26 protein-coding genes and 1 pseudogene are annotated in these 22,114 nt (G+C 62.5%); 11 read left to right on the top strand and 16 right to left on the bottom strand.

Annotated elements, in window-relative coordinates; translation table 11 throughout:
• Nucleotides 1-119 precede the first annotated feature (119 nt).
• From NVV77_RS21935 to NVV77_RS08805, 3 genes and pseudogenes are all read right to left on the bottom strand, one after another.
• Entirely contained in the window at nt 120-668 is a 549-nt protein-coding gene (locus tag NVV77_RS21935) for a hypothetical protein (RefSeq protein WP_367178609.1), read from the bottom strand.
• A pseudogene (locus tag NVV77_RS21940) lies at nt 578-1,165 on the bottom strand (D-alanyl-D-alanine carboxypeptidase family protein); the annotation flags it as partial. The gene NVV77_RS21935 and the pseudogene NVV77_RS21940, both read right to left, overlap by 91 nt.
• Before the next feature lie 156 nt (nt 1,166-1,321).
• Nucleotides 1,322-2,290 carry a septal ring lytic transglycosylase RlpA family protein gene (locus tag NVV77_RS08805; RefSeq protein WP_295412290.1) on the bottom strand — a complete coding sequence of 323 codons (969 nt, stop codon included), beginning with the start codon at nt 2,288-2,290 and terminating at the stop codon, nt 1,322-1,324.
• 482 nt (nt 2,291-2,772) lie between these two features.
• Here NVV77_RS08805 and NVV77_RS08810 point away from each other — a divergent pair, with 482 nt between their 5' ends.
• Together NVV77_RS08810 and NVV77_RS08815 are read left to right on the top strand one after the other, a co-directional pair.
• A complete protein-coding gene (locus NVV77_RS08810) occupies nt 2,773-2,982 on the top strand; it encodes a hypothetical protein (RefSeq protein ID WP_295412183.1) in 210 nt (69 codons plus the stop codon).
• Nucleotides 2,983-3,158: 176 nt separating this feature from the next.
• A complete protein-coding gene (locus NVV77_RS08815; protein WP_295412185.1) occupies nt 3,159-3,572 on the top strand; it encodes a GreA/GreB family elongation factor in 414 nt (137 codons plus the stop codon).
• Nucleotides 3,573-3,654: 82 nt separating this feature from the next.
• On the opposite strand, the gene NVV77_RS08820 is transcribed toward NVV77_RS08815, so the two are convergent.
• Nucleotides 3,655-4,227 (bottom strand): DUF1643 domain-containing protein, encoded by a 573-nt coding sequence (locus NVV77_RS08820; RefSeq protein ID WP_295412187.1) that lies wholly within the window; start codon nt 4,225-4,227, stop codon nt 3,655-3,657.
• On the bottom strand, nt 4,224-5,126 hold the full coding sequence (gene folD, locus NVV77_RS08825) for a bifunctional methylenetetrahydrofolate dehydrogenase/methenyltetrahydrofolate cyclohydrolase FolD (RefSeq protein WP_295412189.1): 903 nt from the start codon (nt 5,124-5,126) through the stop codon (nt 4,224-4,226). Before folD ends, NVV77_RS08820 begins: the two co-directional genes overlap by 4 nt.
• A 75-nt stretch (nt 5,127-5,201) precedes the next feature.
• Between folD and NVV77_RS08830 the strand changes: the two genes are divergently transcribed.
• The gene (locus NVV77_RS08830) at nt 5,202-5,813 is read left to right on the top strand and encodes a DUF1176 domain-containing protein (RefSeq protein ID WP_295412191.1); all 612 of its coding nucleotides are present in this window, start codon (nt 5,202-5,204) and stop codon (nt 5,811-5,813) included.
• Nucleotides 5,814-5,830: 17 nt separating this feature from the next.
• Nucleotides 5,831-6,259 carry a DUF1801 domain-containing protein gene (locus tag NVV77_RS08835; protein WP_295412193.1) on the top strand — a complete coding sequence of 143 codons (429 nt, stop codon included), beginning with the start codon at nt 5,831-5,833 and terminating at the stop codon, nt 6,257-6,259.
• A 179-nt stretch (nt 6,260-6,438) separates the two neighbouring features.
• On the opposite strand, the gene greA is transcribed toward NVV77_RS08835, so the two are convergent.
• Nucleotides 6,439-6,921, bottom strand: coding sequence for a transcription elongation factor GreA (greA, locus tag NVV77_RS08840; RefSeq protein ID WP_295412194.1), 483 nt, complete (start codon nt 6,919-6,921; stop codon nt 6,439-6,441).
• A gap of 510 nt (nt 6,922-7,431) precedes the next feature.
• On the opposite strand from greA, the gene NVV77_RS08845 reads away from it, so the two are divergent.
• The 4 genes from NVV77_RS08845 (at nt 7,432) to NVV77_RS08860 (ending at nt 9,994) form a co-directional block, all read left to right on the top strand.
• On the top strand, nt 7,432-8,907 hold the full coding sequence (locus tag NVV77_RS08845) for an AMP nucleosidase (protein WP_295412196.1): 1,476 nt from the start codon (nt 7,432-7,434) through the stop codon (nt 8,905-8,907).
• Nucleotides 8,908-8,954: 47 nt separating this feature from the next.
• Nucleotides 8,955-9,131 carry a hypothetical protein gene (locus tag NVV77_RS08850; protein ID WP_295412198.1) on the top strand — a complete coding sequence of 59 codons (177 nt, stop codon included), beginning with the start codon at nt 8,955-8,957 and terminating at the stop codon, nt 9,129-9,131.
• A gap of 46 nt (nt 9,132-9,177) precedes the next feature.
• A complete protein-coding gene (locus tag NVV77_RS08855; RefSeq protein ID WP_295412200.1) occupies nt 9,178-9,477 on the top strand; it encodes a hypothetical protein in 300 nt (99 codons plus the stop codon).
• Nucleotides 9,478-9,601: 124 nt separating this feature from the next.
• A complete protein-coding gene (locus NVV77_RS08860; RefSeq protein ID WP_295412202.1) occupies nt 9,602-9,994 on the top strand; it encodes a hypothetical protein in 393 nt (130 codons plus the stop codon).
• A 66-nt stretch (nt 9,995-10,060) separates the two neighbouring features.
• Here the strand turns inward: NVV77_RS08860 and aqpZ are convergent, their stop codons facing one another.
• The 3 genes from aqpZ to eno form a co-directional block, all read right to left on the bottom strand.
• Nucleotides 10,061-10,747, bottom strand: coding sequence for an aquaporin Z (gene aqpZ / locus NVV77_RS08865; protein WP_295412204.1), 687 nt, complete (start codon nt 10,745-10,747; stop codon nt 10,061-10,063).
• A 111-nt stretch (nt 10,748-10,858) separates the two neighbouring features.
• Nucleotides 10,859-11,818, bottom strand: coding sequence for an NAD(P)-dependent alcohol dehydrogenase (locus NVV77_RS08870; RefSeq protein WP_295412206.1), 960 nt, complete (start codon nt 11,816-11,818; stop codon nt 10,859-10,861).
• Between the two features lie 2 nt (nt 11,819-11,820).
• A complete protein-coding gene (gene eno, locus NVV77_RS08875) occupies nt 11,821-13,098 on the bottom strand; it encodes a phosphopyruvate hydratase (RefSeq protein ID WP_295412208.1) in 1,278 nt (425 codons plus the stop codon).
• A 153-nt stretch (nt 13,099-13,251) separates the two neighbouring features.
• Between eno and NVV77_RS08880 the strand changes: the two genes are divergently transcribed.
• Complete coding sequence (locus NVV77_RS08880) at nt 13,252-13,677, top strand: VOC family protein (RefSeq protein WP_295412210.1); 426 nt, start codon at nt 13,252-13,254, stop codon at nt 13,675-13,677.
• 266 nt (nt 13,678-13,943) lie between these two features.
• Here NVV77_RS08880 and NVV77_RS08885 read toward each other — a convergent pair whose 3' ends face one another.
• Nucleotides 13,944-14,351, bottom strand: coding sequence for a rhodanese-like domain-containing protein (locus NVV77_RS08885; RefSeq protein WP_295412211.1), 408 nt, complete (start codon nt 14,349-14,351; stop codon nt 13,944-13,946).
• A 79-nt stretch (nt 14,352-14,430) separates the two neighbouring features.
• On the opposite strand from NVV77_RS08885, the gene ftrA reads away from it, so the two are divergent.
• Nucleotides 14,431-15,402, top strand: a complete 972-nt coding sequence (gene ftrA, locus NVV77_RS08890) for a transcriptional regulator FtrA (RefSeq protein WP_295412213.1) — start codon at nt 14,431-14,433, stop codon at nt 15,400-15,402.
• 210 nt (nt 15,403-15,612) lie between these two features.
• Here the strand turns inward: ftrA and NVV77_RS08895 are convergent, their stop codons facing one another.
• The 3 genes from NVV77_RS08895 to NVV77_RS08905 form a co-directional block, all read right to left on the bottom strand.
• Complete coding sequence (locus tag NVV77_RS08895; RefSeq protein WP_295412215.1) at nt 15,613-16,902, bottom strand: MFS transporter; 1,290 nt, start codon at nt 16,900-16,902, stop codon at nt 15,613-15,615.
• Between the two features lie 261 nt (nt 16,903-17,163).
• Nucleotides 17,164-17,340 carry a DUF4169 family protein gene (locus NVV77_RS08900; protein ID WP_295412217.1) on the bottom strand — a complete coding sequence of 59 codons (177 nt, stop codon included), beginning with the start codon at nt 17,338-17,340 and terminating at the stop codon, nt 17,164-17,166.
• A 10-nt stretch (nt 17,341-17,350) separates the two neighbouring features.
• A complete protein-coding gene (locus NVV77_RS08905; RefSeq protein WP_295412219.1) occupies nt 17,351-17,722 on the bottom strand; it encodes a helix-turn-helix domain-containing protein in 372 nt (123 codons plus the stop codon).
• A gap of 132 nt (nt 17,723-17,854) precedes the next feature.
• On the opposite strand from NVV77_RS08905, the gene NVV77_RS08910 reads away from it, so the two are divergent.
• Complete coding sequence (locus tag NVV77_RS08910) at nt 17,855-18,703, top strand: SDR family oxidoreductase (RefSeq protein WP_295412221.1); 849 nt, start codon at nt 17,855-17,857, stop codon at nt 18,701-18,703.
• Between the two features lie 136 nt (nt 18,704-18,839).
• Here NVV77_RS08910 and NVV77_RS08915 read toward each other — a convergent pair whose 3' ends face one another.
• The 3 genes from NVV77_RS08915 to tpiA form a co-directional block, all read right to left on the bottom strand.
• On the bottom strand, nt 18,840-20,468 hold the full coding sequence (locus NVV77_RS08915; RefSeq protein WP_295412222.1) for a CTP synthase: 1,629 nt from the start codon (nt 20,466-20,468) through the stop codon (nt 18,840-18,842).
• 112 nt (nt 20,469-20,580) lie between these two features.
• Nucleotides 20,581-21,168 carry a preprotein translocase subunit SecG gene (gene secG, locus NVV77_RS08920; protein ID WP_295412224.1) on the bottom strand — a complete coding sequence of 196 codons (588 nt, stop codon included), beginning with the start codon at nt 21,166-21,168 and terminating at the stop codon, nt 20,581-20,583.
• A 110-nt stretch (nt 21,169-21,278) separates the two neighbouring features.
• Nucleotides 21,279-22,031, bottom strand: coding sequence for a triose-phosphate isomerase (tpiA, locus tag NVV77_RS08925; protein ID WP_295412226.1), 753 nt, complete (start codon nt 22,029-22,031; stop codon nt 21,279-21,281).
• Nucleotides 22,032-22,114: the final 83 nt, after the last annotated feature.

Raw genomic sequence — 22,114 nt, forward strand, 5'->3', positions numbered from 1 at the left:
TTATGTTTGGCCCTGTCACTCCCACCGTGTCATTCCAGCGCGGAAACAGAGATTCCCGCTTTCGCGGGAATGACGCCGTGGGTGGGGCGCGCTCCAACGGAGCAAATTTGCCCTTCGGCTCAAAGCCAGCCCAACGCGAGCTGTTTGAGCGCGTCGGTAGCCCTGCGCACGAGATCGCCTTGCGGCACATCTTCGGCGGCGTAGAGCGGCGCACTCTGTACGAGTTCGTCATTGCAGAAGACGCGCAGCTCGGCGACCTGCTGACCGGCCGAAACCGGGGGAGAAGCGGGCCGACATAGTGGACGCTGGCCGACAGGCAATCGCGGGAACCACGCGGCAGATAGAGGGCGATTTCGCCATTGCCGACGAGGCCGACGCTGGAGATGGCGCCGCCATAGACATCGGCATAGGTGACCACGGCACCGTCGGGATAGGCTTCGAAGCGCTCGAAGGCGCGGGAGCCCCAGGTGAGCAACTTGCGGCCCTCTTCGGCACGTTCGCGCATGGAGCCTAGGCCGTGGACGACGGCGACGAGGCGGCGATCGCCTTGGGCGGTGGAGATGACGGCCCCGTAGCCGGCAGCTTCGGTGTGGCCGGTTTTCAGGCCATCGACGCCGATGCCGACTTCGATCAGGGAATTGCGGTTGGCCTGCTTGATGCCGTTCCACTCCATCTCGGGCTCGGAGAAGTAGTGGTAGTATTCGGGGAATTCGCGGATCAGGTAGCTGCCGAGATCGGCCAGGTCGCGGGCGGTTGAATATTGGTCGGGGTCCGGCAGGCCGGTCGGGTTCATGAAATGCGAGCCATCGAGGCCGATATTGCGGGCCAGCTCGTTCATCATGGCGGCGAAGCTGCCTTCGGTGCCGGCGATGCCTTCGGCGAGGATGATAGCGGCGTCGTTACCGGACTGGATGATGACAGATCGGACGAGATCTTCGACGCGGATTTTTGAATTCAGGTCAGCGAACATGGTGGAGCCGCCCGAGGAGGCGCCGCCGGTGCGCCAGGCGTGTTCGGAGACGAAAAACTCGTCGTTGAGATGCACGCGGCCGGAGCGGATTTCGTTGAAGACGACGGCCAGGGTCATGAGCTTGGCCATGCTGGCCGGCTCGAGCTGCGCGTCCGCATCCTTCTGGAAAATCACCGTGCCCGATTCATAGTCCATCAGCACCGCGAAGCGGGCATTGGTCTCGAAATTTGCCTGCGCCAGAGCGGGAAAGGCACTGGCGAAGGCGATGAGCAGGGCAAGAAGCAGTCTCACGGGCAATACCTTGCGTTTCGGCCGTCCTGGCCGGATTCGGCTCGGCGATCGACCCCTATTTTAATAGAGAATTATGTCGCCAAGTCCAAGTTCTCGCGCCAGTGCGAGAGCGTCCTCTTTTGTGGCGCCGGGCTTCAAATAGCTGAGAGTGAGGCGGGTCGCCGGGTGGCCATTGACCAGCACCTGCTCTTCATCGACCGCGCCGAGAATGGCGAAGCGTTCGGCGAGCGCGACGGCATTGGTCGGGTTGGAGAAGGTGCCGAGGCCGAGCTTGAAGGCGCGGCTATCGGCATCGACGCTCTTGGCCCAGGCCTGGAGGTCGGGCGTGCCGGCGGCCATCGAATTGACGGCGGCGAAAGCCGTGCCGATGCCGGCGTCGACTTCCTGAGGTGTCGAGTCGGCGTAGGAGAACAAGCCATTGAAGAAATTGGTGGTCATGCCCACGAGGCTGCGATTGCTCTCGGCCGATGCGACGCGGATGTTGCCGGTGTCGAAATCGTTCGGGCCGGAATAGCTGGCCATCAGGGTGCGGGTGTCGTCGCCTTCGAGCGGGGCGGCGCCGACATACTGGACCTGGACATTGGCCGAGCCGTTGTTGACGTAGCCAAGCATGGAGGCGGCCTGGTGCGACAGGTCGATGACGCGGCCGGCGACGTAGGGGCCGCGGTCGTTCACACGGACGATCAGCGAGCGGCCATTGTCCTGATTGGTGACGCGAACATAGGACGGCAGCGGCAGGGTTGGGTGCGCGGCTGTGATGGCGTTGGCGGAGAAGATTTCGCCATTTGCCGTGCGGCGGCCGTGGAAATCGGAGCCGTACCAGGAGGCCGTGCCGGCGGCCTGATAATTCGGATCGTGCTGCGGCACATAGGTTTTTCCGCGCACGGTATAGGGCTGGCCGACCTGATAGCGGCCGCCACCGCGCGGCGGATTGGGGTCATTGGTGACGCGCGGGGAGACGGCGACGCCATATTCCTTGGAGGTGAAGGCACCGCGCTTGACGGTGGCGCCGAGGCCTCCGCCGCCCATGCAGGCGGCAAGGGTCGGGGCGATTAGCGCGCACAGGGCGACTGTGCGGACGAGGTTGCGCCAAGTGGTCACGGTACTCTTTACTCAACACGCTTGGGTCAGGCGCGCGTTTTTACACAGCGCGCGTACAGTTCTTCGCAAAATGTCGTCAGGCTGGTTGAGGGGACGTTAATGCTGACAGACTGTTAGCATTCGGCGCCGCATTGCGTGGAATTGGGTAAACGAGCGGTAAAGAGGGTTTTCCGGGGCGAATTTGACAAGGCGGGCAATATGGCCATGATGGGCGGCATGAGCACGGATTTCATTTTCGTCCCCCAGACACGCGACGGTCATCGCCTGGCAGGCTGATTGCCTGGTGTTGCTACCTGCCTTTTAGGCAAGAGCGGCACCAGGAGGCTCTAACCCAATCCTACATTTTTCATGCCTGACAAGCGCCCGCGGTTCGTGGGCGCGTTTTGGCATGCTTGTCCGAGACAATTGCGATGACCTTCAAGTATTCCGTGACCCTTCCCATCAGCGGCGGCAACAAGCTCAGCCGGTTTAAGGATTGGGCCGAGCAGCATGTGCCTGCCGTGCGCTACCGCCTGCCGCCGCAGACGCCGATCAAGACCGAAACCATGACCATACGCATGGCTTCGCTCGAGGAGCGGCAGTTGCTGCTGCAGGCCTTTGCCCGATCCTCGCAGATGTGAGGATGGGACATGCCAGCACTCAGATTTTGCCGGTCTTGTGCCGGTCCTCGACCGCGGGCGGCGCAGCGCTGTCCGTGGTGTCACCGGGACTATGATGGTCCCAAGGCCCTGCCTGAACATCTCTTCGATGCGCCGGAGGGCAGAAGTGGTTTGCGGACGCAGAGGGAGGACGCGCGATGACGACGCTTTCGCTGAAGGATTGGTCGCAATCGCCCGACATCATGATCGGCGCGCGGGAGCATAGACGGCTGACCACCGCGGCGCTGATCGATGTGGAGCAGGATTCGGATCAGGTGGACTTCCTGCTCTATGAACTCGATCGGGCGGTGATCGTGGAGGACACGATGCTGCCGGCTGACATTGTTCGGCTCGGCAGCGTGGTGCGCTTTCGCGTGGCTTCGGGCGAAGAGCGGACGATCAAGCTGGTATTGCCCGAACATGTCGCCGGGCGCGAGGCCTATCGCATGTCGGTGACATCGAAGCATGGGGCGGCGCTGTTGGGATTGCGGCCCGGGCAGATCATTGCCTGGGTCGATGCCGGCGGGGCCGCGCATAGCGTGGAGGTGTTGAAGGTGGCCAACGCGGGGTGAGTGGGGCTTGGGAAGCTGCGCCGCTTAGTCGGCGCGGCTTCCGGCCGGTTCACGCTTCTCAGAGGGAGGGGTGCGCTTCGCGTTAGGCTGGGAATGGGATGAGGGCGGTGTCGGCGCGGAGATAGAGTGGGTGTTTGGGGGAGCCGTCGGCATTGGTGCCGAAGCACCAGAGGTCGAGGTTGTCGGCGCGGAGGGTGTTCACGAGTTCGCGGCCGGCGGGGGCGAGGGCTTTGTTTAGTTTGCCGTGGCAGAGGACGATGCGCCCTGCCCCGTTTGCGGCTTTCCGGATGGCGGGGATGTTGGCGGGCGAGACGGCGACTATGCCGGGCTGGATCAGCATTTTGGGATCGGTGGCGCGGTAGTCACCGACGTTGCATTTGACCATGGCCGAAAAACCTTCGCGGCGGGCAAAGGTCCATTCGCGGGCGCAGGTGGGGTCGTCGACGGTCGCATCGGCGGTCGAGGGATTCATGCCGATGAAGAGGATGTAGTTTTCCGGGAACGTGTCGCCCAGCCAGCGGCGCATGAGCTGGCGGTAGCGGCCGTCTTCGCTCATGACCGCATCGCCATGGACGCCGGCGCCAAGGCGCAGACGCACCTTGCCGCCGGGATCGTGGGCGGTGTCGTCGCCCAGGTCGAGAGAGGTCTGGCTCATGCCGTGAGATCGCTCGGGGGCACGAGGCCGTTGATGAGCGAGGCAGTGGTGATGGTATTGGCCAGGAGGCAGGCGATGGTCATGGGGCCGACGCCGCCGGGAACCGGGGTGATGGCGCCAGCGACTTCCACCGCGGAGGCGAAGTCGACGTCGCCGACGAGCTTGGTCTTGCCCTCGCCCTTTTCGGGCGCGGGCACGCGGTTGATGCCGACATCGATGACCACCGCGCCGGGTTTCAGCCAATCGCCCTTGATCATTTCAGGACGGCCGACGGCGGCGACGACGATATCGGCCTGACGGACGACGTCGGCGAGGTTCTGCGTCTTCGAATGGGCGACTGTGACGGTGCAGTTGTCGCGCAGGAGGAGCTGCATCATCGGTTTGCCGACGAGATTGGAGCGGCCGATGATGACGGCGTTCTTGCCTTCGAGCTTGCCGAGGTGATCGCGCAACAGCATCAGCGAGCCGAGCGGCGTGCAGGAGACCGGGCCCGGAAGGCCGATCTGGACCTTGCCGACATTGGCAGGCGTAAAACTGTCGACGTCCTTCATGGGGTCGATGGCTTCGATGACCTTGTTGGGGTCGATGTGCTTTGGAACCGGGAGCTGGACCAAAATGCCGTGAACAGCGGGGTCGGCATTGAGCTTGGCGACGAGGGCGAGCAGGTCGGCTTCCGAGACGTCGGCGGGCAGCTCGTGCTTGAAGGAATTCATCCCGACTTCGGCAGTCTGCTTGGCCTTGTTGGACACATAGACCTGGCTGGCCGGATCGGATCCGACGATCACGACAGCGAGGCCGGGGGTGATGCCGTGCTCGGTTTTGAGGCGCTGAACGTGGCCCGCGATACGACCGCGCAGATTCTCGGCAAAGAGTTTTCCGTCGATGATTTTTGCGGTCATAGTGGCCTCGTTTTCTTGGGGATAGAGGCGCGGGAAGGTGCTCCCGCGTTTCGGCTTCGACATAAGGGATGCGTCATGATCCGTCCATTGCTTTGCTTGCCTTTGGCGGCGCTTTTACTTGCGGCGACGCCTGCGGCCGCCCAGCCGGATGGGCTGGAGAAGCAGGCCAGGAAACTGCACGCGCTGGCGAGCGGGGGCTACTGCGAGCCGCTCGAAAATGCCCATGATGCGGAGAGCGCCTATCAGAGCTGGACGTTCAGCTACGATCTCTATCCGGGCGCTGCTTCCGACCAGGAGGAAATCACCCTCATCCGCATCTGGTGCATGACGGGCGCCTATAACGAGGTGCATGCCTATTACACCTACCGCAACTATGAGGGGCTGGCGACGCTCAGCTTCGCGGTGCCGGCCTATGAGACGACCTATGAGGACGACGAGCCCATTGAAGGTAGGCTCGAAGACCTGACGGTGCTGGGGTTCAACGCCACGACCATTCTGACCAATTCCCAATATGACCCGAAGACGCGGACGATTTCGGACTATTCGCTCTGGCGCGGCATTGGCGATGCCAGCTCCTCCGGAACCTGGAATTTCAATGACGGCGAATGGACGCTGCAGCGCTACGAGATCGACGCCAGCTATGATGGCGAGAGCAATCCGGAGACTGTGGTCGACTATACGGAGTAACGGGACGGAGGTCGGGAATGGCGGAACAGAAGACGAAGCCCGGCAGCGGTGATGTGGCAGCGTTCATCGAGGGGATCGAGGACGCGGGCAAGCGGGCCGACGCGCAGGCGCTGATCGCACTGATGAGCGAGGTTTCGGGGGAGCTGCCAGTGCTGTGGGGCACGATGGTGGGTTTTGGGCAGTACCACTATCGCTACGAGACGGGGCACGAGGGCGACAGCTTTCTTGTCGGCTTTGCGCCGCGCAAGACGGAATTCAGCATCTATCTTATGGGGACGTACTTTCCGGAGGTGGCGGAGAAGCGGGAGGCGCTGTTGGCGCGGCTTGGGAAGCACCGGATGGGCAAGGCTTGTCTTTATGTGAAGCGGCTAAGCGATGTGGATATGGGGGTGTTGAGGGAGCTGGCGGAGATTTCGGTGGGGGAGCTGCGGAAGGCTTATGGGTGAGAGCCCCGAGGACGCACGCTAGAGCTACTAGTGGTCGTCACCACCGGGCTTGTCCCGGTGGTCCATGCGGAGGCGAGATGGATTGCCGGGACAAGCCCGGCAATGACGACGGAGGAGAGAGTTTCAGCTCAGAAACAGGGGTTCCCGCTTTCGCGGGAATGACACCGTGAACTGGGCCGTCAGCCGATCCTAATGATTTCCAGTTCCTGCGCGCCGAGGGTGGCGACGTCGTCGACGCTTTTGCCGAGGAGGGCCTGCGCGATGGGAGAGGCGTGGGAGATGGTGCCGGATTTGGGCTCGGCTTCGTCTTCGCCGACGATGCGGTAGGTCTGCACGCGGCCATCGTCGCGGCTGAAGGTGACGGTGCTGCCGAAGGCGACGGTTTTTGTGTCGGCAGGAGCCGGGACGAGTTGGGCGGTGCGCAGGCGCTCGGAGAAGTAGCGGAGATCGCGGAGCGGCACGGCGGACTGGCGGCGGCGCTCGTTGATGTCGTCGGTGGCCTGGGCGGCCTCGAAGGCGGTGCGGGCGGATTCCACCTGGGCTTCGAGCGCCTTGAGGCCAGCTTCGGTGACAAGATTGAGACCGGGCGGAATGGGGCGATCGGGCAGGACGGATTCCGAGGCAGTTTCAGCACTGTCTTCTTTGGTGAAGGCTACGCTCACTGGAGGCTCCGTTTATCGCACCGAAGGGACAGGGTGCTGCGCTTCGCATGAACACACAACCCTTGTCGATCGTCATTGCCCGGCTTGTCCGGGCAATCCAGTCTTGGCAGCATGGACCACCGGGACAAGCCCGGTGGTGACGACGAGAGGGAAAGGTTGCGCGCTCTCCAAGCAAAACAAACCAGGCAAAACAAAAAAAGACCGTCCGACATCTCTGCCGGACGGCCTTGGGGGATATGGTCCGCCGCGCTGTTGAGGGCTTGGGGGACAAGCGGCCAACCATATCCTGCTCACCGGTGCATGGGTCGTTTGCAGTTGCCGATGAACTGAGTGAAAAGATGGGAGGCAATTGCGGCAATAAAAGTACGGCTCACCGAAGTGTGAAGACTGTTTTGGCCCCCACGGCCTCCGTTGAGAAGGTGTCATGCGGTCCCTATAGTGAACGGTCAAACCGGCGCGATTCCAATGAGCGCCCGCCGGCCTGATGTGGCTGGCAGATGAGGATGGTTCATGACGACGATTTGCCCGCCGCGCCTTGAGACCCAGAGCTTTACCGATCCAGAGGCCGCCTGGGAGCATATCGCTCACATCTACCATCGGAACTGCGATTTCATCCGCGATCAACTGGCGAGCCTGACGCGGGGAGAGATTCCGAAGGGTCGGGTGCGGGCCTGCTATCCGCAGGTGGAAGTGCGTTCCACCAGCTATTCCAAGCATGAGAGCACCCTGCCCTATGGGTATCTGCATACGCCCGGGATTTATCGCACCACGGTGACGGCGCCGGAACTGTTCAAGACCTATTTTGAAGAACAGTTCACCGTGCTGCTGCGCAATCATGGTGGCACCATCGATGTGGGTGAGAGCGACACGCCGATCCCACTGCATTTTGCCCTGCCGCCGCATGAGCATGTGGATGGCGCGGCGCTGAATGCGCTCAATATTCCGCTGCGCGATGTTTTTGACGCGCCGGACCTGGCCAATACGGACGACGAGATTGCCAATGGCACCTATGTGCCGCCGCGAGGTGGACCCTACCCGCTTTCGGCCTTTACGGCGCCGCGCGTGGACTATTCGCTGTTCCGGCTGGCGCACTATACGGGCACGGCGGCCGAGCATTTCCAGAACTTTGTGATCTTTACGAACTACCAGTTCTATATCGACGAATTCTGCCGGGTGGCGAAGGCGTGGATGGCCGATGGGCATGGGCACTATCAGCGATTTATCGAGCCGGGGAATGTGTCGACCGACAACGCGCTGACCGGGGGCGCGGTGACCGGGTCGCCGCCGCCGCGGACGCCGCAGATGCCGGCCTATCACCTGGTGGGTGATCGCGGGCGCGGCATTACCATGGTCAATATCGGCGTCGGGCCGGCCAATGCGAAGACGATTACCGACCATATTGCGGTTTTGCGGCCGCATGCCTGGATCATGCTGGGGCATTGTGCGGGCCTCAGGAATTCGCAGGAACTGGGCGACTATGTGCTGGCGCATGCTTATGTGCGCGAGGACCATGTGCTCGACGCCGACCTGCCGCTGACCGTGCCGGTGCCGGCGCTGGCCGAAGTGCAGGTGGCGCTGGAGCAGGCGGTGGAGGAGATCACCCAGACCGAGGGGATCGAGACCAAGAAGATCATGCGCACCGGGACGGTGGCGACGTTTGACAATCGCAATTGGGAATTGCGGGACCAGACGGAGATCGTGCGGCAGCTGAGCCAGTCGCGGGCGGTGGCGCTCGATATGGAGAGCGCGACGATTGCGGCGAACGGGTTCAGGTTCCGCGTGCCCTATGGGACGCTGCTGTGTGTTTCGGACAAGCCGTTGCATGGGGAGCTGAAACTGCCGGGCATGGCTTCGGATTTTTATCGCACGCAGGTCAATCGGCATTTGCAGATTGGGTTGAGGGCGATGGAGATTCTGAGGGATCAGCCGGCGGAGCGGTTGCACTCGCGAAAACTGCGGAGTTTTGCGGAGACGGCGTTCCAGTAACGGAGCGGTTACGGATAGCGTCGGGACTAGTGTTACAGGAGCAAGAGATGGCGAACGGTAAACGTCACGATGAACAGGTGCGGCTGGCCGGATGGACGGCCGGGGCCACGGAAAAAGACAAGAACACCAATCCGCACCGCGGCAAGAAGAATGACGACGAAGCCAACTGGGACGAGGGCTGGGAAAAGGGCCATGCAGGCGAGGACTATACTGTCTGGTCCTGATCTACGCTCGCGCGCGGGCACCATACAAATCCCATAGGAGAATGCTTTGGCGCTTTTTGCCGTAAGCTTCATGCTTGAAGACGGAAGCGACTATGACGATCGCCATGCTGCGCTGGCCAAGGCCATCGAGCAGGCGGCAGATGGCGAGGTCTGGTCGGAAACCGCGTCGTTTTATCTGCTGAATTCGACCCGGAACTCGGTGGGGCTCAAAGACGAGATCACCTCGGCGGTCGCGTTGCAGGATAGCGACGTGCTGCTGGTGATCAATCTGAGCAAGACCAAGGGCCATGCGACCAGCGGCATCGCCAAGAAAGCTCTGTTCAAGAAGCTCATCGATCACCGCTGACTGCTGCCGGGCACTGGATCACGACTTTAGCGGCGAGCGAACCGCAACTCCTGTCTCTGCGTTGGCTCCTATCGGCTCTTATTGGACTGCCGGTGTGTGGCCACGCAAATGGCAGGAGACCTCAATGCACAAAATCACCGCCCTAGCTGCAATCGCTGGACTGAGCGCGATGCTCGCGGCGCCAGCGATGTCGCAGCCCGCCGCGCTCGATCCCTCGGGCTCCTTTGCCGATGAGTGGGGCACGACGTTCACGTTCTCCCTCTGCGGATCCGGGACCGACCTGTGCGGGACGCTGGATGTTCTGCAGGGTGACTCTGCGACGGAAGAGAACCTTGCTTATGTCGGAAAGCAGGTGATGCAGGCGCAGCAGACGGCGCCGAACACATGGAAAGGGGCGCTGGATGCCGGGGGGCTGAGTGCTGAAGCGACGGTTACGCAGACAGGCCCCGATACTATCGACATTGAAGGCTGCCAGGCGGAACTGCTTTGCCAGACGCTGACCTATCAGCGGAAATAAGGGCGTCCCTCTTCTGACCCGACAAGCAAAAGGCCCGGTTTGTTCCACCGGGCCTTTTTCGTTGCGTCAATCGCGATTCAGCAGGGCTTTCCAGAGGATGGCGCCGATGGCGGCGCCGGCGAGGGGCGCGACGATGAAGAGCCAGACCTGACCGAGGGCGCCGTTTTGGGCGAAGATGGCGGCGGCGATGGAGCGGGCCGGGTTGACCGAGGTATTGCTGACCGGGATCGAGATCAGGTGGATCAGGGTCAGGCCGAGGCCGATGGCGATGGGGGCGAAGCCGACCGGGGCGTTGCCATGGGTCGAGCCGAGGATGATGATCAGGAAGAAGGCGGTGAGCACGACTTCGGCGATCAGCACGGAGACGAGGCCATAGCCATGGGGCGAGAGGGCATCGTAGCCGTTGGAGGCGAAGCCGCCTGCGGTGAAGCCGGCCGTGCCCGAGGCGATGGCGAAGAGAACGGCGGCGCCCAGAATGCCGCCGACGAGCTGGGCGACCCAATAGGGAATGAGGTCCTTGTATTGGAAGCGACCGGCGATGGCGAGGCCGAGGGAAACGGCGGGATTGAAGTGGCCGCCGGAAATGTGACCCACGGCATAGGCCATGGTCAGCACTGTGAGGCCGAAGGCCAAAGCAACGCCGGCATAGCCGATACCAAGTTCAGGAATACCGGCAGCAAGAACGGCAGAGCCACAGCCGCCGAATACTAGCCAGAATGTACCAAATGCTTCGGCAGATAGACGCTTTATCATACCAGAGACTCCCCAAGCGCAGATGATTCTACACTTGTCATCTTATGCCCAGTTTTTGGGCAGTACATAGGGACGTATTCCCGCTTTCGCGGGAATGACGACGTGGCGGGACTAGAGGGAGATGACGACCTTGCCCACAGCGAGACCACTGCCGAGGCGGCGGAGGGCCCGGGCGCCGTCTTCGAGGGAGAAGGGGCCGTCGATGATGGGGCGGAGTGTGCCGGCGCGGCAGAGTTCGGCCAGGGCGAGATTGTCTGCGGGGGAGGCTTTGTAGACGAGGACGCCGAGGGATTTGTCGCGGCGGAAAAGGCCAGCCAGGGCGACGCGGATCAGGCTGCCATAGGTGCCGCCGATGAGCATGAGGCGACCGCCGGGTTTCAGACACCGGGCATAGTGGGCGGCGGGGCGGTTGGCGACGACGTCGATGATGAGGTCGTAGCTCTCGGGCGCGGCCGTAAAGTCCTGGGATCGGTAGTCGATAAAGCTGTCTGCGCCGAGGGCGAGGACGGCTTCGCGCTTTTCGGCGCGCTCGACGGCGATGATTTTTGCGCCCTTGGCTTTGGCGAGCTGGATGCCCAGAGTGCCGACGCCTCCACCGGCGCCGTTGAAGAGGACGGTGTGGCCGGGGCCGAGGCCTTCGAATTTGCGCAGGGCTTGCAGGGCCAGCGCGCCGGCTTGGGGAAGTGCGGCTGCATCGGTGAACGAGACGCCAGCGGGGATTTTGGCCAGGGTTTTCGCAGGGGCGCAGACATAGTCGGCGAAGCCGCCCCATTTGCCTTCGCTGAGATCGCCGAAAACGGGATCGCCGGGTTGGAAGGCGGTGACGCCCTGCCCTATGGCTTCAACCGTGCCGGCGATATCGGCGCCGAGGATTTTGTGGGGTGGTTTGAAGGGGCCCGAAATGCGGCCCATGGGGGTGCCGGCGACGAGGTCCCAGTCCCACGAATTGACCGAAGCGGCCTTTACGCGGACGAGGACTTCGCCCGGTTTGGGCTGCGGCCGGGGCACTTGCTCCAGCCGCAGAACCTGTTCTGGCGGGCCGTATCGCTCAAGAACGAGGGCCCGCATCATGCTTAGCGGCCCTTGACGACCGAGTAGCCGGCGTACTTGGCCGAGGAACCGAGCTGCTCTTCGATACGGATCAGCTGGTTGTACTTGGCCAGACGATCGGAGCGGCTGAGCGAGCCGGTCTTGATCTGACCGCAGTTGAGCGCGACGGCGAGGTCGGCAATGGTCGAATCCTCGGTTTCGCCCGAGCGGTGCGACATGACCGAGGTGTAGCCGGCGCGGTGCGCGGTATCGACGGCGTTCAGGGTTTCAGACAGCGAGCCGATCTGGTTGACCTTGACGAGGATCGAGTTGGCGGTGCCCATCTTGATGCCCGAAACGAGGCGCTGGGTGTTGGTAACGAAGAGATCGTCGCCGACGAGCTGAACCTTCTTGCCGATGGCATCGGTGAGGGCCTTCCAGCCATCCCAATCGTCTTCGGCCATGCCGTCTTCGATGGTGATGATCGGGTAGCGGGCGGCGAGATCGGCCAGGAATTTTACGTTTTCTTCGGAGGAGAGCGACTTGCCCTCGCCGACCATCTCGTACTTGCCGTTCTTAAAATATTCGGTGGCGGCGCAATCGAGGCCGAGGAAGATGTCCTCGCCCGGCTTGTAGCCGGCCTTTTCGATGGAGCGCATGATGAAGCCGAGGGCTTCGTCGGCGGAGCCGAGGTTCGGCGCGAAACCGCCTTCGTCGCCCACATTGGTGTTGTGGCCTTCGGCGGAGAGACCCTTCTTGAGGGTGTGGAAGATTTCCGAGCCGATACGGACGGCATCGGCGAGGTTTTCAGCGCCGGCGGGCAGGATCATGAATTCCTGCATGTCGATCGGGTTATCGGCATGCTCGCCGCCATTGATGATGTTCATCATCGGGACGGGCAGGACGTGCGCGTTGGGGCCACCGACATAGCGGTAGAGCGGCAGTTCGCTCGATTCAGCGGCGGCCTTGGCGACGGCCAGCGAAACGCCGAGGATGGCGTTGGCGCCGAGGCGCGACTTGTTCGGGGTGCCATCGAGATCGATCATGGCCTGATCGACGCCGAGCTGATCGAGGGCATCCATGCCCTGGATTTCTTCGAAAATGGCGGTGTTGACGTTTTCGACGGCCTGGGTGACGCCCTTGCCGTTGTACTTCTTGCCGCCATCGCGCAGTTCGACGGCTTCATGGGCGCCGGTGGAAGCGCCCGAGGGAACGGCGGCGCGGCCAAAACTGCCGTCATCCAGGACCACATCGACTTCGACGGTGGGGTTGCCGCGGCTATCGTAAACCTGGCGACCCTGGACGTGGATAATTGAAGACATTTTCGGCCTTTCCCTGCGGTGTTTCGAGGCTATTCGGCTTCTCCTAGACTGCGCTTGTGACAAGGGAAAGAGGCGAAGCGAAATTTTCTCGCCCCTGCCCCGTTTCGCGGCACGATCGAGAACTGTAACGTTACAAAAAACGGAGGAATCAACATGCCGCTCGTCAAACAGGTCGCCCATACCTGTGTCTTCGCCAGAGATCTCGACGCCGTGGAGGCGTTTTATCGCGATGTGATCGGCATCAAGCCGAAATTCGACTTCAAGCGGGGCGACAAGCGGATCGGGTTTTATCTCGATTTCGGCAATCGGACGTTTGTTGAGGTGTTTCTCAAGGGCGAGTCGCGGTTCGAAGAGACGAACCAGATCAACCACATCTGTTTTGAGACGGACGATCTTGATGGGTTCATCGCCAATGCCAAGGCGCATGGGGTGGCGATTACCGACAAGAAGCTGGGGGTGGATCACACCTGGCAGGCTTGGCTGGCGGATCCGAGCGGGGTGAAGCTGGAGATTTTTGAATACACGCCGGACAGCATGCAGTTTGGGCCGGATGGGGTGGTTTGCCAGGTAGACTGGTAAGGCCGGAGTTACGTTTTATCTCCGTGCTCGATGTCATTCCCGCGAAAGCGGGAACCCCTGTTTCGAAACGGAGCTCCCCGCTTTCGCGGGGATGACACCGAGAAAACGGAGAGAAAAGCGCGTTGTGATTTCTCAATTATCGTCACCACCGGGCTCGTCCCGGTGGTCCATGCTAAGGCGAGATGGATTGCCGGGACGAGCCCGGCAATGACGATGGAGGGGAGAGATTTGTGCGCGCGGCGGTTGTTTAGCAGCGCCGGTGGTGACTAGGCCGCCACCTCCTCGCTGACTTCCAACTCAAATCCCTCGTCGACCCAACCGGTGATGCCGCCGGCCATGATCTTTACCGGGCGGCCCAGCTCCGCGAGGCGCAGGGCGCCGCGGGCGGCGCCGTTGCAGTGGGGGCCGGCGCAGTAGGTCACGAAGAGCGTGTCGGCTGGGTACTGCTCCATCCTGGAGCGGATGATCTTGCCGTGCGGCAGGTTGATGGCGCCGGGGACGTGGCCGCGGGCGAACATGGCGGGGCTGCGGACGTCGAGGAGGACGAAGTCCGGGCCCTTCGACAGGGCGTCGTGGACGTCCCAGCAATCGGTTTCGAAAGCGAACTGGGCAGCAAAATGTTCGCGGGCGAGGACGCTGGGGGCGGCGGGCGTGGCGGCGACGGAAGTGGGCATGTGGTTCTCCTTCGTCCTCTTGGATAGGTGTGCCCTGCCCCGTTGAAAATTGGCGTGAATGACAATATGCGTAGATATCATGCCAAACTTGACCGGTCCCCTTGTTGTCGCCCTGCTCTATGATGGGCTTTGCACGTTTGAATTCGGCATCGTGGCCGAGATTTTTGGGCTGTCGCGGCCGGAAATGGGAACCGGCTGGTATCGGTTTGCCAGTTGCGCGGTCGATGATGGGCCGATGCGGGCGCATGGCGGGCTGACTGTGGTGGCCGATCATGGGCCGGAGATTTTGGCCGAGGCGGATATCATCGTGGTTCCGGGGTGGAAGGGTGCGGATGCGCCGGTGCCTGAGGCGCTGGCTGAGCAATTGCGGGCAGCGCATGCGCGGGGGGCGCGGCTGGCTTCGATCTGTTCGGGGGCGTTTGTGCTGGCGGCGACGGGGCTGCTGAGTGGCGGGACGGCGACGACGCATTGGCGCTATGCCGAGAAGCTGCGGGAGCGGTATCCGGATGTTTCCGTGGATGATGCTTCGCTCTATCGCATCCATGATCGGATCCATACGTCGGCGGGGAGTGCGGCGGGGATCGATCTGCTCATCGAAGTGGTGCGGCAGGACTTTGGGGCTGCGGCGGCTAATTCGGTGGCGCGGCGGCTGGTGATGCCGGCACACCGCGCGGGTGGACAGGCGCAGTTTCTGGAGCGGCCAGTGGGGGTGCGGGAGGGCACGGAGATCGGGCCACTGCTGGAAGAGGTTCGCGGGAGCCTTGAGGCCGATTGGACTGTGTCGCGGATGGCCGGCGAGATGGGGATGAGCCTGCGGACGTTTTTGCGGCGGTCTGCCGAGGCGACGGGACAATCGCCGGGGGATTGGCTGGCCGATGAACGGGTTGGCGAGGCCAAGAGGCTTCTTACCCAGGGGAACCCGGGGATGGAGGATGTGGCGGCTGCGGTGGGCTTTGGAAGCGCGCACACGCTGCGGCATCATTTTCGGCAGAAGGTGGGGATCAGTCCGAGTGAGTTTCGGGCGCGGTTTTTGGAGGAGGTGGCGGGGTAGTTTTACTCCGCGTCATTCCCGCGAAAGCGGGCATCCCTGCACTCGAAAGAGAGATTCCCGCTTTCGCGGGAATGACGTGGTGGCTTTGGGGGATGTGCGTTCACTCGAACCGTCACCCTCGGGCTTGACCCGAGGGCTTTGTACTTGCTGCGCGTTCGCTAAGTGAAGTGTCCTCGGGTCGAGCCCGAGGATGACGCGCGGTGGGTGGCCCTATTCCGAAGTCTGGCGGATGAAGCCGAAGGCGACGAGCGTGATCACGGCGGCGATGATCATGTAGTAGCCGACGGTGTGGAGGCCGTAGGTGCTGGCGAGCCAGGTGGCGATATAGGGCGCGAAAGAAGCGCCAAAGATACCGCCGAGATTAAAAGTCAGCGAGGCGCCGGTGTAGCGGACGGCCGTGGGGAATGGCGCGGCGAGCGCGGTGCCCAGGGGGCCGTAGGTCATGCCCATGAGGGCGAAGCCGATGCAGAGGAAGCCAAGGACGCCGACGACATTGCCCGAGCCGAGGAGCGGGGCGAGGATGAGGCCGAAAAGGGCGATGCCGATGGAGACACCGATCATGACGCGGCGCATGCCAAAGCGGTCGGCGAGGACGGCGGCGACGGGGATAAAGAGGCCGAAGGCGAGGACGCCGACCATCTGCAGGATGAGGAATTCTTCGCGACTGTAGCCGAGGGTGCCCGTGCCGTAGCTGAGCGAAAACACCGTCATGATGTAGAACAGCACGAAGGTGGCCAGAGCGGCCATGGTGCCGAGAAGCAAGCTCAGCTTGTGGCTCTTGAAGACGTCGAAAAAGGGGACTTCGACGCGCTCGGACTTTTCCACGGCCTTGGCGAATTCCGGGGTTTCGGTGATTTTCAGGCGGATGAAGAGGCCGAAGATGACCAGCACGGCGCTGGCGAGGAACGGCACGCGCCAACCCCAGGACATGAAGGCTTCATCGCCGAGGAAATGGGCGAGGACCAGAAAAATGGTGGTGGCGAAGAAGAAGCCGACGGGAGCACCGAGCTGGGGGAACATGCCGTACCAGGCGCGCTTGCCTTCGGGGGCGTTTTCAGTGGCGAGGAGGACAGCGCCGCCCCATTCACCGCCCAGACCGAGGCCCTGCCCCAGACGGCAGAGAGCCAGCAGCAGCGGCGCGAAAATGCCGATCTGCTCGTAGGTGGGCAAAGCGCCAATGAGGACGGTGGAAATGCCCATGGTGAGGAGCGCGGCGACGAGCGTTGCCTTGCGGCCGACCTTGTCACCGAAATGGCCGAAGAAGGCGGCGCCGATGGGGCGCGCGAGGAAAGCAATGGCGAAGGTGGCGAGCGAGGAGAGCAGCGCCGAGTTTTCGTCGGTGGAGGGGAAGAAAAGGTGCGGGAAGACGATCACCGCGGCGGTGGCGTAGATGTAAAAATCGAAGAATTCGATCGTGGTGCCGATCATGCTCGCAGCGAGAACGCGGCGGGCGGAATTCCTCGGCGCGGCCGCCGGGGACGATGCTGATGCGATGGTCATGGTAGTCCGGGATGGTTTTACAATTGGGCGCGGAGATAGCGCGCCTCCATCCCGATAGTCCGCGCCATAGCCAACGATTGGGTTGGGGAGTACCGCAGAGTACGGTTGAGGGCAAGGGGTTTTGGCGGAGGGCTTACGATCATCGATGATCGTCACCCTCGGGCTCGACCCGAGGGCTTTTCACTTGCCTTGTCATTGCTAAGTGAAGTGTCCTCGGGTCGAGCCCGAGGATGACGGCCGGTGGGTCCGATAGCGCTGGGGCTACTCGTCGAGCTTGTGCCCATCGAGGTGCTTTTCGGCGCTGGATTTTTCGGCGGCGTCCTTGAGCTTTTCGCCTTTGGTGCGGCCGAATTTCTGGCGGTTGGCTTCGGCGGCCGCTTCCTTTTCGGTGCGGGCCTTGGCTTTGCGGGCTTTCGACAGGGAGATGACTTCACCCATTTTGGCGCTCCTAGGCGTTCTCGCCGACTCCGGCATCATACTTCGCCTGGGCCGAGAGTACGCTATCGATATTGTCCTGCGCCCAGAGGGAAACGGCAGCCATTTTTTCGGCGAGGCTGTGGCCCAGGGGCGTGACGGAATATTCCACCGTAACCGGGACAGTGGCGAAAGCGCGGCGGGAGACGAGGCCATCGCGCTCGAGCTGTTTCAGGGTTTGGGACAGCATCTTTTGCGAGATGCCTTCGACGATGCGGCGGATCTGGTTGAAGCGCAGCGGGCCGTCGACAAGTTTCCACAGGATCAGCGCGGTCCATTTGTCGGCGATGTGGTCGAGGACCAGCCGCGTGGGACAATCCTTTTCGTAGACGTTTGGAATTTTCATGGCGGCACCAAGTTTCCGTGCGGTGACCTTATCACCCGGTAGTGCCTTCTTACCAGCTTTCCAGAATTGGTTTAAGTGCAATTTCGCTAGCTAGTTTCTCTTGGGTACTAGCTGCAATGTGGAGAGCGCGAAATGAGCAAAGAGATTTTGGTGATCGGCGGGACCGGCAATGTCGGCGCGACGCTGGTGCAGGAACTGCTGGCAAAGGGCGAGACGGTGCGCGTGGGGACGCGGCGGCCGGAGAAGGTTTCGGTTTCCGGGGCCAAGGCGGTGCTGGTTGACCTCGACAGGCCGGAAACGCTGGGGCCGGCGCTGGAGGGTGTGGATCGGCTGTTCGTTTTGGCGCCGGCTGGCGAGGCGGATCATGTGCGGTTGCTGGCGCCGGTGGTGGATGCTGCGGCGGAGCGCGGGGTGAAAGTGGTGTTGCAGACGGCCATAGGGGTCGAGGCGGATGACAATATTCCGTTCCGGCAGGTGGAGCTGCGGCTCGAAAAGTCGGGCGTGCCCTATGTGATCCTGCGGCCGAACTGGTTCTCGGACAATTTTGAGAGCTATTGGGGCCACGATGTGCTGGCAGGCGAAATCCGGGTGCCGGCGGGCGAAGGCAAGTCGAGCTTTATCGATAGCCGGGATATTGCCGCGGCGGCTGCTGTAGCGCTGACGACCGACAGGTTCGATGGACAGGCCTTTGCGCTGACGGGGCCGGAGGCGCTGAGCTATGGCGAGGCGGCAGCGCTGATTTCGAAGGCAGCGGGGCGGAATGTTGGCTATCGGTCGGTCGATGACGCGGAGTTCGTCCCTGCCCTCGTTTCGGCGGGCCTGACGCAGGATTATGCACAGATGCTGGCGGCGATCTTTTATCCGGTGCGCGAGGGCTGGACGGCGGCGACCACAGATGCGGTGGAGAAGCTGACGGGGAAGAAGCCGCGGACGCTGGCGGCTTATGTGGCGGAGAATGCGGCGAAGTTCGTTCCGGCGTAAAGCAAAAGGGGCTCCCGGTTGGGAGCCCCTTTTTTGTGGTGCCACGCCCTCGTGGTTCGAGGCTTCGCTTCGCTGCGCACCTCACCATGAGGGCTACTGGGGCGACGGAGCTATCAGCATCGGAAGGCGCGGAGCCCTAGACCAACCGGCTCTGATCCATGGCTGCTGCGATGAAGCTCGTGAACAGCGGATGGGGTTCGAACGGCTTGGATTTCAGTTCCGGGTGGAACTGGACGCCGATGAACCACGGGTGATCGGTGCGCTCGACGATTTCGGGCAGCTTGCCATCAGGCGAGACGCCGGAGAACAGCAGGCCATTCTTTTCGAGGAGCTTCCGGTAGTCCATGTTCACTTCGTAGCGGTGACGATGGCGCTCGGAGATGCGGGTGGAGCCGTAGATGTCGGCGACCCGCGAGCCGCGGGTGAGCTGGGCAGGATAGGCGCCGAGGCGCAGGGTGCCGCCGAGATTGCCAGAGGAGTCGCGGGTCTCGGTTTCGTTGCCCTTGACCCATTCGGTCATCATGCCAACGATCGGCTCCTTGGTGGGACCGAACTCGGTGGAAGATGCGGCCTTGATGCCGGCGGTGTTGCGGGCGGCTTCGATGCAGGCCATCTGCATGCCGAAGCAAATGCCGAAATAGGGCACGTCTTTTACGCGGGCGAAGCGGGCCGCTTCGATCTTGCCGGCAGAGCCGCGCTCGCCGAAACCGCCGGGCACGAGGATGCCGTGGACGTGTTCGAGATAGGGGGCCGGATCGTCGCGTTCAAAGACTTCGGAGTCAATCCACTGCAGGTTGACCTTGACCTTGTTGGCGATGCCGCCGTGGGTCAGGGCTTCCGAGAGCGACTTATAGGCGTCCTTGAGGCCGGTATACTTGCCGACGATGGCGATGTTCACTTCGCCTTCGGGGTTGTGATAGCGGCGGGAGACTTCGTCCCAAGCGGACATGTCCGGCTCGGGCGCATCGGTGATGCCGAGAGCTGCGAGGATTTCGCGGTCGAGGCCTTCATTGTGATAGGCGACGGGCACATCGTAGATCGAGGCGACGTCGAGCCCCTGGATGACCGCGGATTCGCGGACGTTGCAGAAGAGCGAGAGCTTCTTCTTTTCGCCTTCCGGAATCGGACGATCGCAGCGGACCAGAAGCACGTCGGGGGCGATGCCGATGGAGCGGAGCTCCTTGACCGAGTGCTGGGTCGGCTTGGTCTTCAGCTCACCGGCCGAGGGAATATACGGCATGAGGGTGAGGTGGAGGTAAGCGGCGTGGTTGCGCGGCAGTTCGTTGCCGAGCTGGCGGATGGCTTCGAAGAACGGGAGACCTTCGATGTCGCCGACGGTGCCGCCGATTTCGACGAGGACGAAATCGTAATCCTCGTTGCCTTCGAGGACGAAATTCTTGATCGAGTCGGTGACGTGCGGAATGACCTGCACGGTCGCGCCGAGGAATTCGCCCTTGCGCTCTTTGCTGAGCAGGTCGGAGTAGATCCGGCCCGAGGTGATGTTGTCGCGCTTGTTGGCCGCGCGGCCAGTGAAGCGCTCATAGTGGCCGAGGTCGAGGTCGGTCTCAGCGCCGTCGTCGGTCACGAAGACCTCGCCGTGCTGGGTCGGCGACATCGTGCCGGGGTCCACATTGAGATAGGGGTCGAGCTTCCTCAGGCGGACCTTATAGCCGCGCGCCTGCAGCACAGCGCCAAGCGCCGCTGAAGCCAAACCTTTGCCAAGGGAGGAAACCACGCCTCCGGTGATAAAAACGTACCGAGCCATGGGCGATCACCATAAGCACATCATGAACGATTCGCAGAGCCGCATGATGCGGTCCACACAAAGAAGAAGGGGATGTTTCCATCCCCTTTTTCGGCGGTCGCCTTTCGGCGCTTTAGTTACCGGTTGTCGTAGCCGGCGTTTGCGTACCAGTCGCTGGGGCCGGAGCCTCCGGGGTCGCTTCGGAAGAAGCTTCCGGGGTCGCTTCAGAAGAAGCTTCCGGAGCCGCGGGCGAAGCTTCCGGGGTTGCCGCGGGGACCGGCAGGTCGCTGGTCGGCGCGGGAGCCGCAGGAGTTGTAGCCGGAGCGGGCGTCGTAGCCGGAGCGGGCGTCGTAGCAGGAGCCTGAGCGTCGGCCGGAACCGGAAGATCAGAGGTCGAGTCGCCCTGCAGCGCGTTCAGCGCATCGAGAACGTTCGACGGAGCCGTACCATCTTCATTGGTGGTCGTGGCGCTATCGAGAATGCTCGACGTGCCGCGATCAAACTCATTGAGAATGGTCAGGCCAATGGCCGTGGCGAAGAACAGGGTTGCCAGGATTGCCGTGGTGCGGGTCAAGAGGTTTGCCGAGCCACGCGCCGTCATGAGGCCGCCGCCGCCACCACCGCCGATGCCAAGCGCGCCGCCTTCGGAGCGCTGGATCAGGATGACGCCGATAAGGGCCACAACGATCAGCAGATAGACAACAATAAGGACGTTCGCCATGAGGTCTTGGTCTTCGCGTCAGTCAGAAAGGATGCGGCGTCATACACGCCTAAAACGGCAAAGGCCAGACCGTTGCCGCGAAATTCGCGACAACCGCCTATGCCGTCCGGTCATACCGCGGAGATAATGGTGTAAAAGTCTTTTGCCAAGAGGCTGGCACCACCGACGAGCCCGCCATTGACGTTTTCGACCGCGAGAATTTCGCGCGCGTTCACGGGTTTGAGCGAACCACCATAAAGAATGCGGAATTCCTGGCCGCGCGGACCGAAGCGCTCGACGAGGCGGGCGCGGATGCTGGCATGCATCTGGGCGATGTCGTCATTGCTGGGGGTACGGCCGGTGCCGATGGCCCAGATGGGTTCATAGGCGATGATGACTTCGTGCTGACCGGCGCCATCGGGAATGGAGGCCGCGAGCTGAGCGGCGACGACGGATTCGGCCTGGCCTGCATCGCGCTGGGCCTCGGTTTCGCCAACGCAGATGATCGGCTTCAAACCAGCGCCGATGGCAGCTTCGGCCTTGGAGCGAACCTGATCATCGGTTTCGCCGTGATCGGCGCGGCGCTCGGAATGGCCGACGATGACGAACTGGGCGCCGGCGTCAGCCAGCATATAGGCGGAAATATCGCCGGTATGGGCGCCGGACGCATTGGCGTGGCAATCCTGGCCACCGGCCATGATACCGCTGGATGCACCCTGCGCCGCGACGGCGGCAACGAGGGTCGCCGGCGGGCAGATGACGACAACAGCGCGTGGAGCCTCGCCAGTCGTGAGCAAATGGGCCAGTTCAGTCAGCTCGTCGAGCGACTGGGACACCCCGTTCATCTTCCAATTGCCGGCGATCAGCGGTGAGATGGTGGTCAATCTAGATACTCCTGCCTCTTGCGCCAAAGTGGGCTTTGCCCTAACCCCGGCTGTCGGAAAGTCTTACTAGTCTCAGGTGACCC

This window comes from Devosia sp. (assembly GCF_024707125.1).
In the GTDB taxonomy this organism is placed as follows: domain Bacteria; phylum Pseudomonadota; class Alphaproteobacteria; order Rhizobiales; family Devosiaceae; genus Devosia.

Excerpts from the sequence above, each read along its gene's own strand:
- NVV77_RS08805 (WP_295412290.1), bottom strand. The coding sequence starts at position 2,290 with ATGGGCGGCGGAGGCCTCGGCGCCACCGTCAAGCGCGGTGCCTTCACC.
- NVV77_RS08810 (WP_295412183.1), top strand. The coding sequence starts at position 2,773 with ATGACCTTCAAGTATTCCGTGACCCTTCCCATCAGCGGCGGCAACAAG.
- NVV77_RS08815 (WP_295412185.1), top strand. The coding sequence starts at position 3,159 with ATGACGACGCTTTCGCTGAAGGATTGGTCGCAATCGCCCGACATCATG.
- NVV77_RS08820 (WP_295412187.1), bottom strand. The coding sequence starts at position 4,227 with ATGAGCCAGACCTCTCTCGACCTGGGCGACGACACCGCCCACGATCCC.
- folD (WP_295412189.1), bottom strand. The coding sequence starts at position 5,126 with ATGACCGCAAAAATCATCGACGGAAAACTCTTTGCCGAGAATCTGCGC.
- NVV77_RS08830 (WP_295412191.1), top strand. The coding sequence starts at position 5,202 with ATGATCCGTCCATTGCTTTGCTTGCCTTTGGCGGCGCTTTTACTTGCG.
- NVV77_RS08835 (WP_295412193.1), top strand. The coding sequence starts at position 5,831 with ATGGCGGAACAGAAGACGAAGCCCGGCAGCGGTGATGTGGCAGCGTTC.
- NVV77_RS08845 (WP_295412196.1), top strand. The coding sequence starts at position 7,432 with ATGACGACGATTTGCCCGCCGCGCCTTGAGACCCAGAGCTTTACCGAT.
- NVV77_RS08850 (WP_295412198.1), top strand. The coding sequence starts at position 8,955 with ATGGCGAACGGTAAACGTCACGATGAACAGGTGCGGCTGGCCGGATGG.
- NVV77_RS08860 (WP_295412202.1), top strand. The coding sequence starts at position 9,602 with ATGCACAAAATCACCGCCCTAGCTGCAATCGCTGGACTGAGCGCGATG.
- aqpZ (WP_295412204.1), bottom strand. The coding sequence starts at position 10,747 with ATGATAAAGCGTCTATCTGCCGAAGCATTTGGTACATTCTGGCTAGTA.
- NVV77_RS08870 (WP_295412206.1), bottom strand. The coding sequence starts at position 11,818 with ATGATGCGGGCCCTCGTTCTTGAGCGATACGGCCCGCCAGAACAGGTT.
- eno (WP_295412208.1), bottom strand. The coding sequence starts at position 13,098 with ATGTCTTCAATTATCCACGTCCAGGGTCGCCAGGTTTACGATAGCCGC.
- NVV77_RS08880 (WP_295412210.1), top strand. The coding sequence starts at position 13,252 with ATGCCGCTCGTCAAACAGGTCGCCCATACCTGTGTCTTCGCCAGAGAT.
- NVV77_RS08885 (WP_295412211.1), bottom strand. The coding sequence starts at position 14,351 with ATGCCCACTTCCGTCGCCGCCACGCCCGCCGCCCCCAGCGTCCTCGCC.
- ftrA (WP_295412213.1), top strand. The coding sequence starts at position 14,431 with ATGCCAAACTTGACCGGTCCCCTTGTTGTCGCCCTGCTCTATGATGGG.
- NVV77_RS08895 (WP_295412215.1), bottom strand. The coding sequence starts at position 16,902 with ATGACCATCGCATCAGCATCGTCCCCGGCGGCCGCGCCGAGGAATTCC.
- NVV77_RS08900 (WP_295412217.1), bottom strand. The coding sequence starts at position 17,340 with ATGGGTGAAGTCATCTCCCTGTCGAAAGCCCGCAAAGCCAAGGCCCGC.
- NVV77_RS08905 (WP_295412219.1), bottom strand. The coding sequence starts at position 17,722 with ATGAAAATTCCAAACGTCTACGAAAAGGATTGTCCCACGCGGCTGGTC.
- NVV77_RS08910 (WP_295412221.1), top strand. The coding sequence starts at position 17,855 with ATGAGCAAAGAGATTTTGGTGATCGGCGGGACCGGCAATGTCGGCGCG.
- NVV77_RS08915 (WP_295412222.1), bottom strand. The coding sequence starts at position 20,468 with ATGGCTCGGTACGTTTTTATCACCGGAGGCGTGGTTTCCTCCCTTGGC.
- secG (WP_295412224.1), bottom strand. The coding sequence starts at position 21,168 with ATGGCGAACGTCCTTATTGTTGTCTATCTGCTGATCGTTGTGGCCCTT.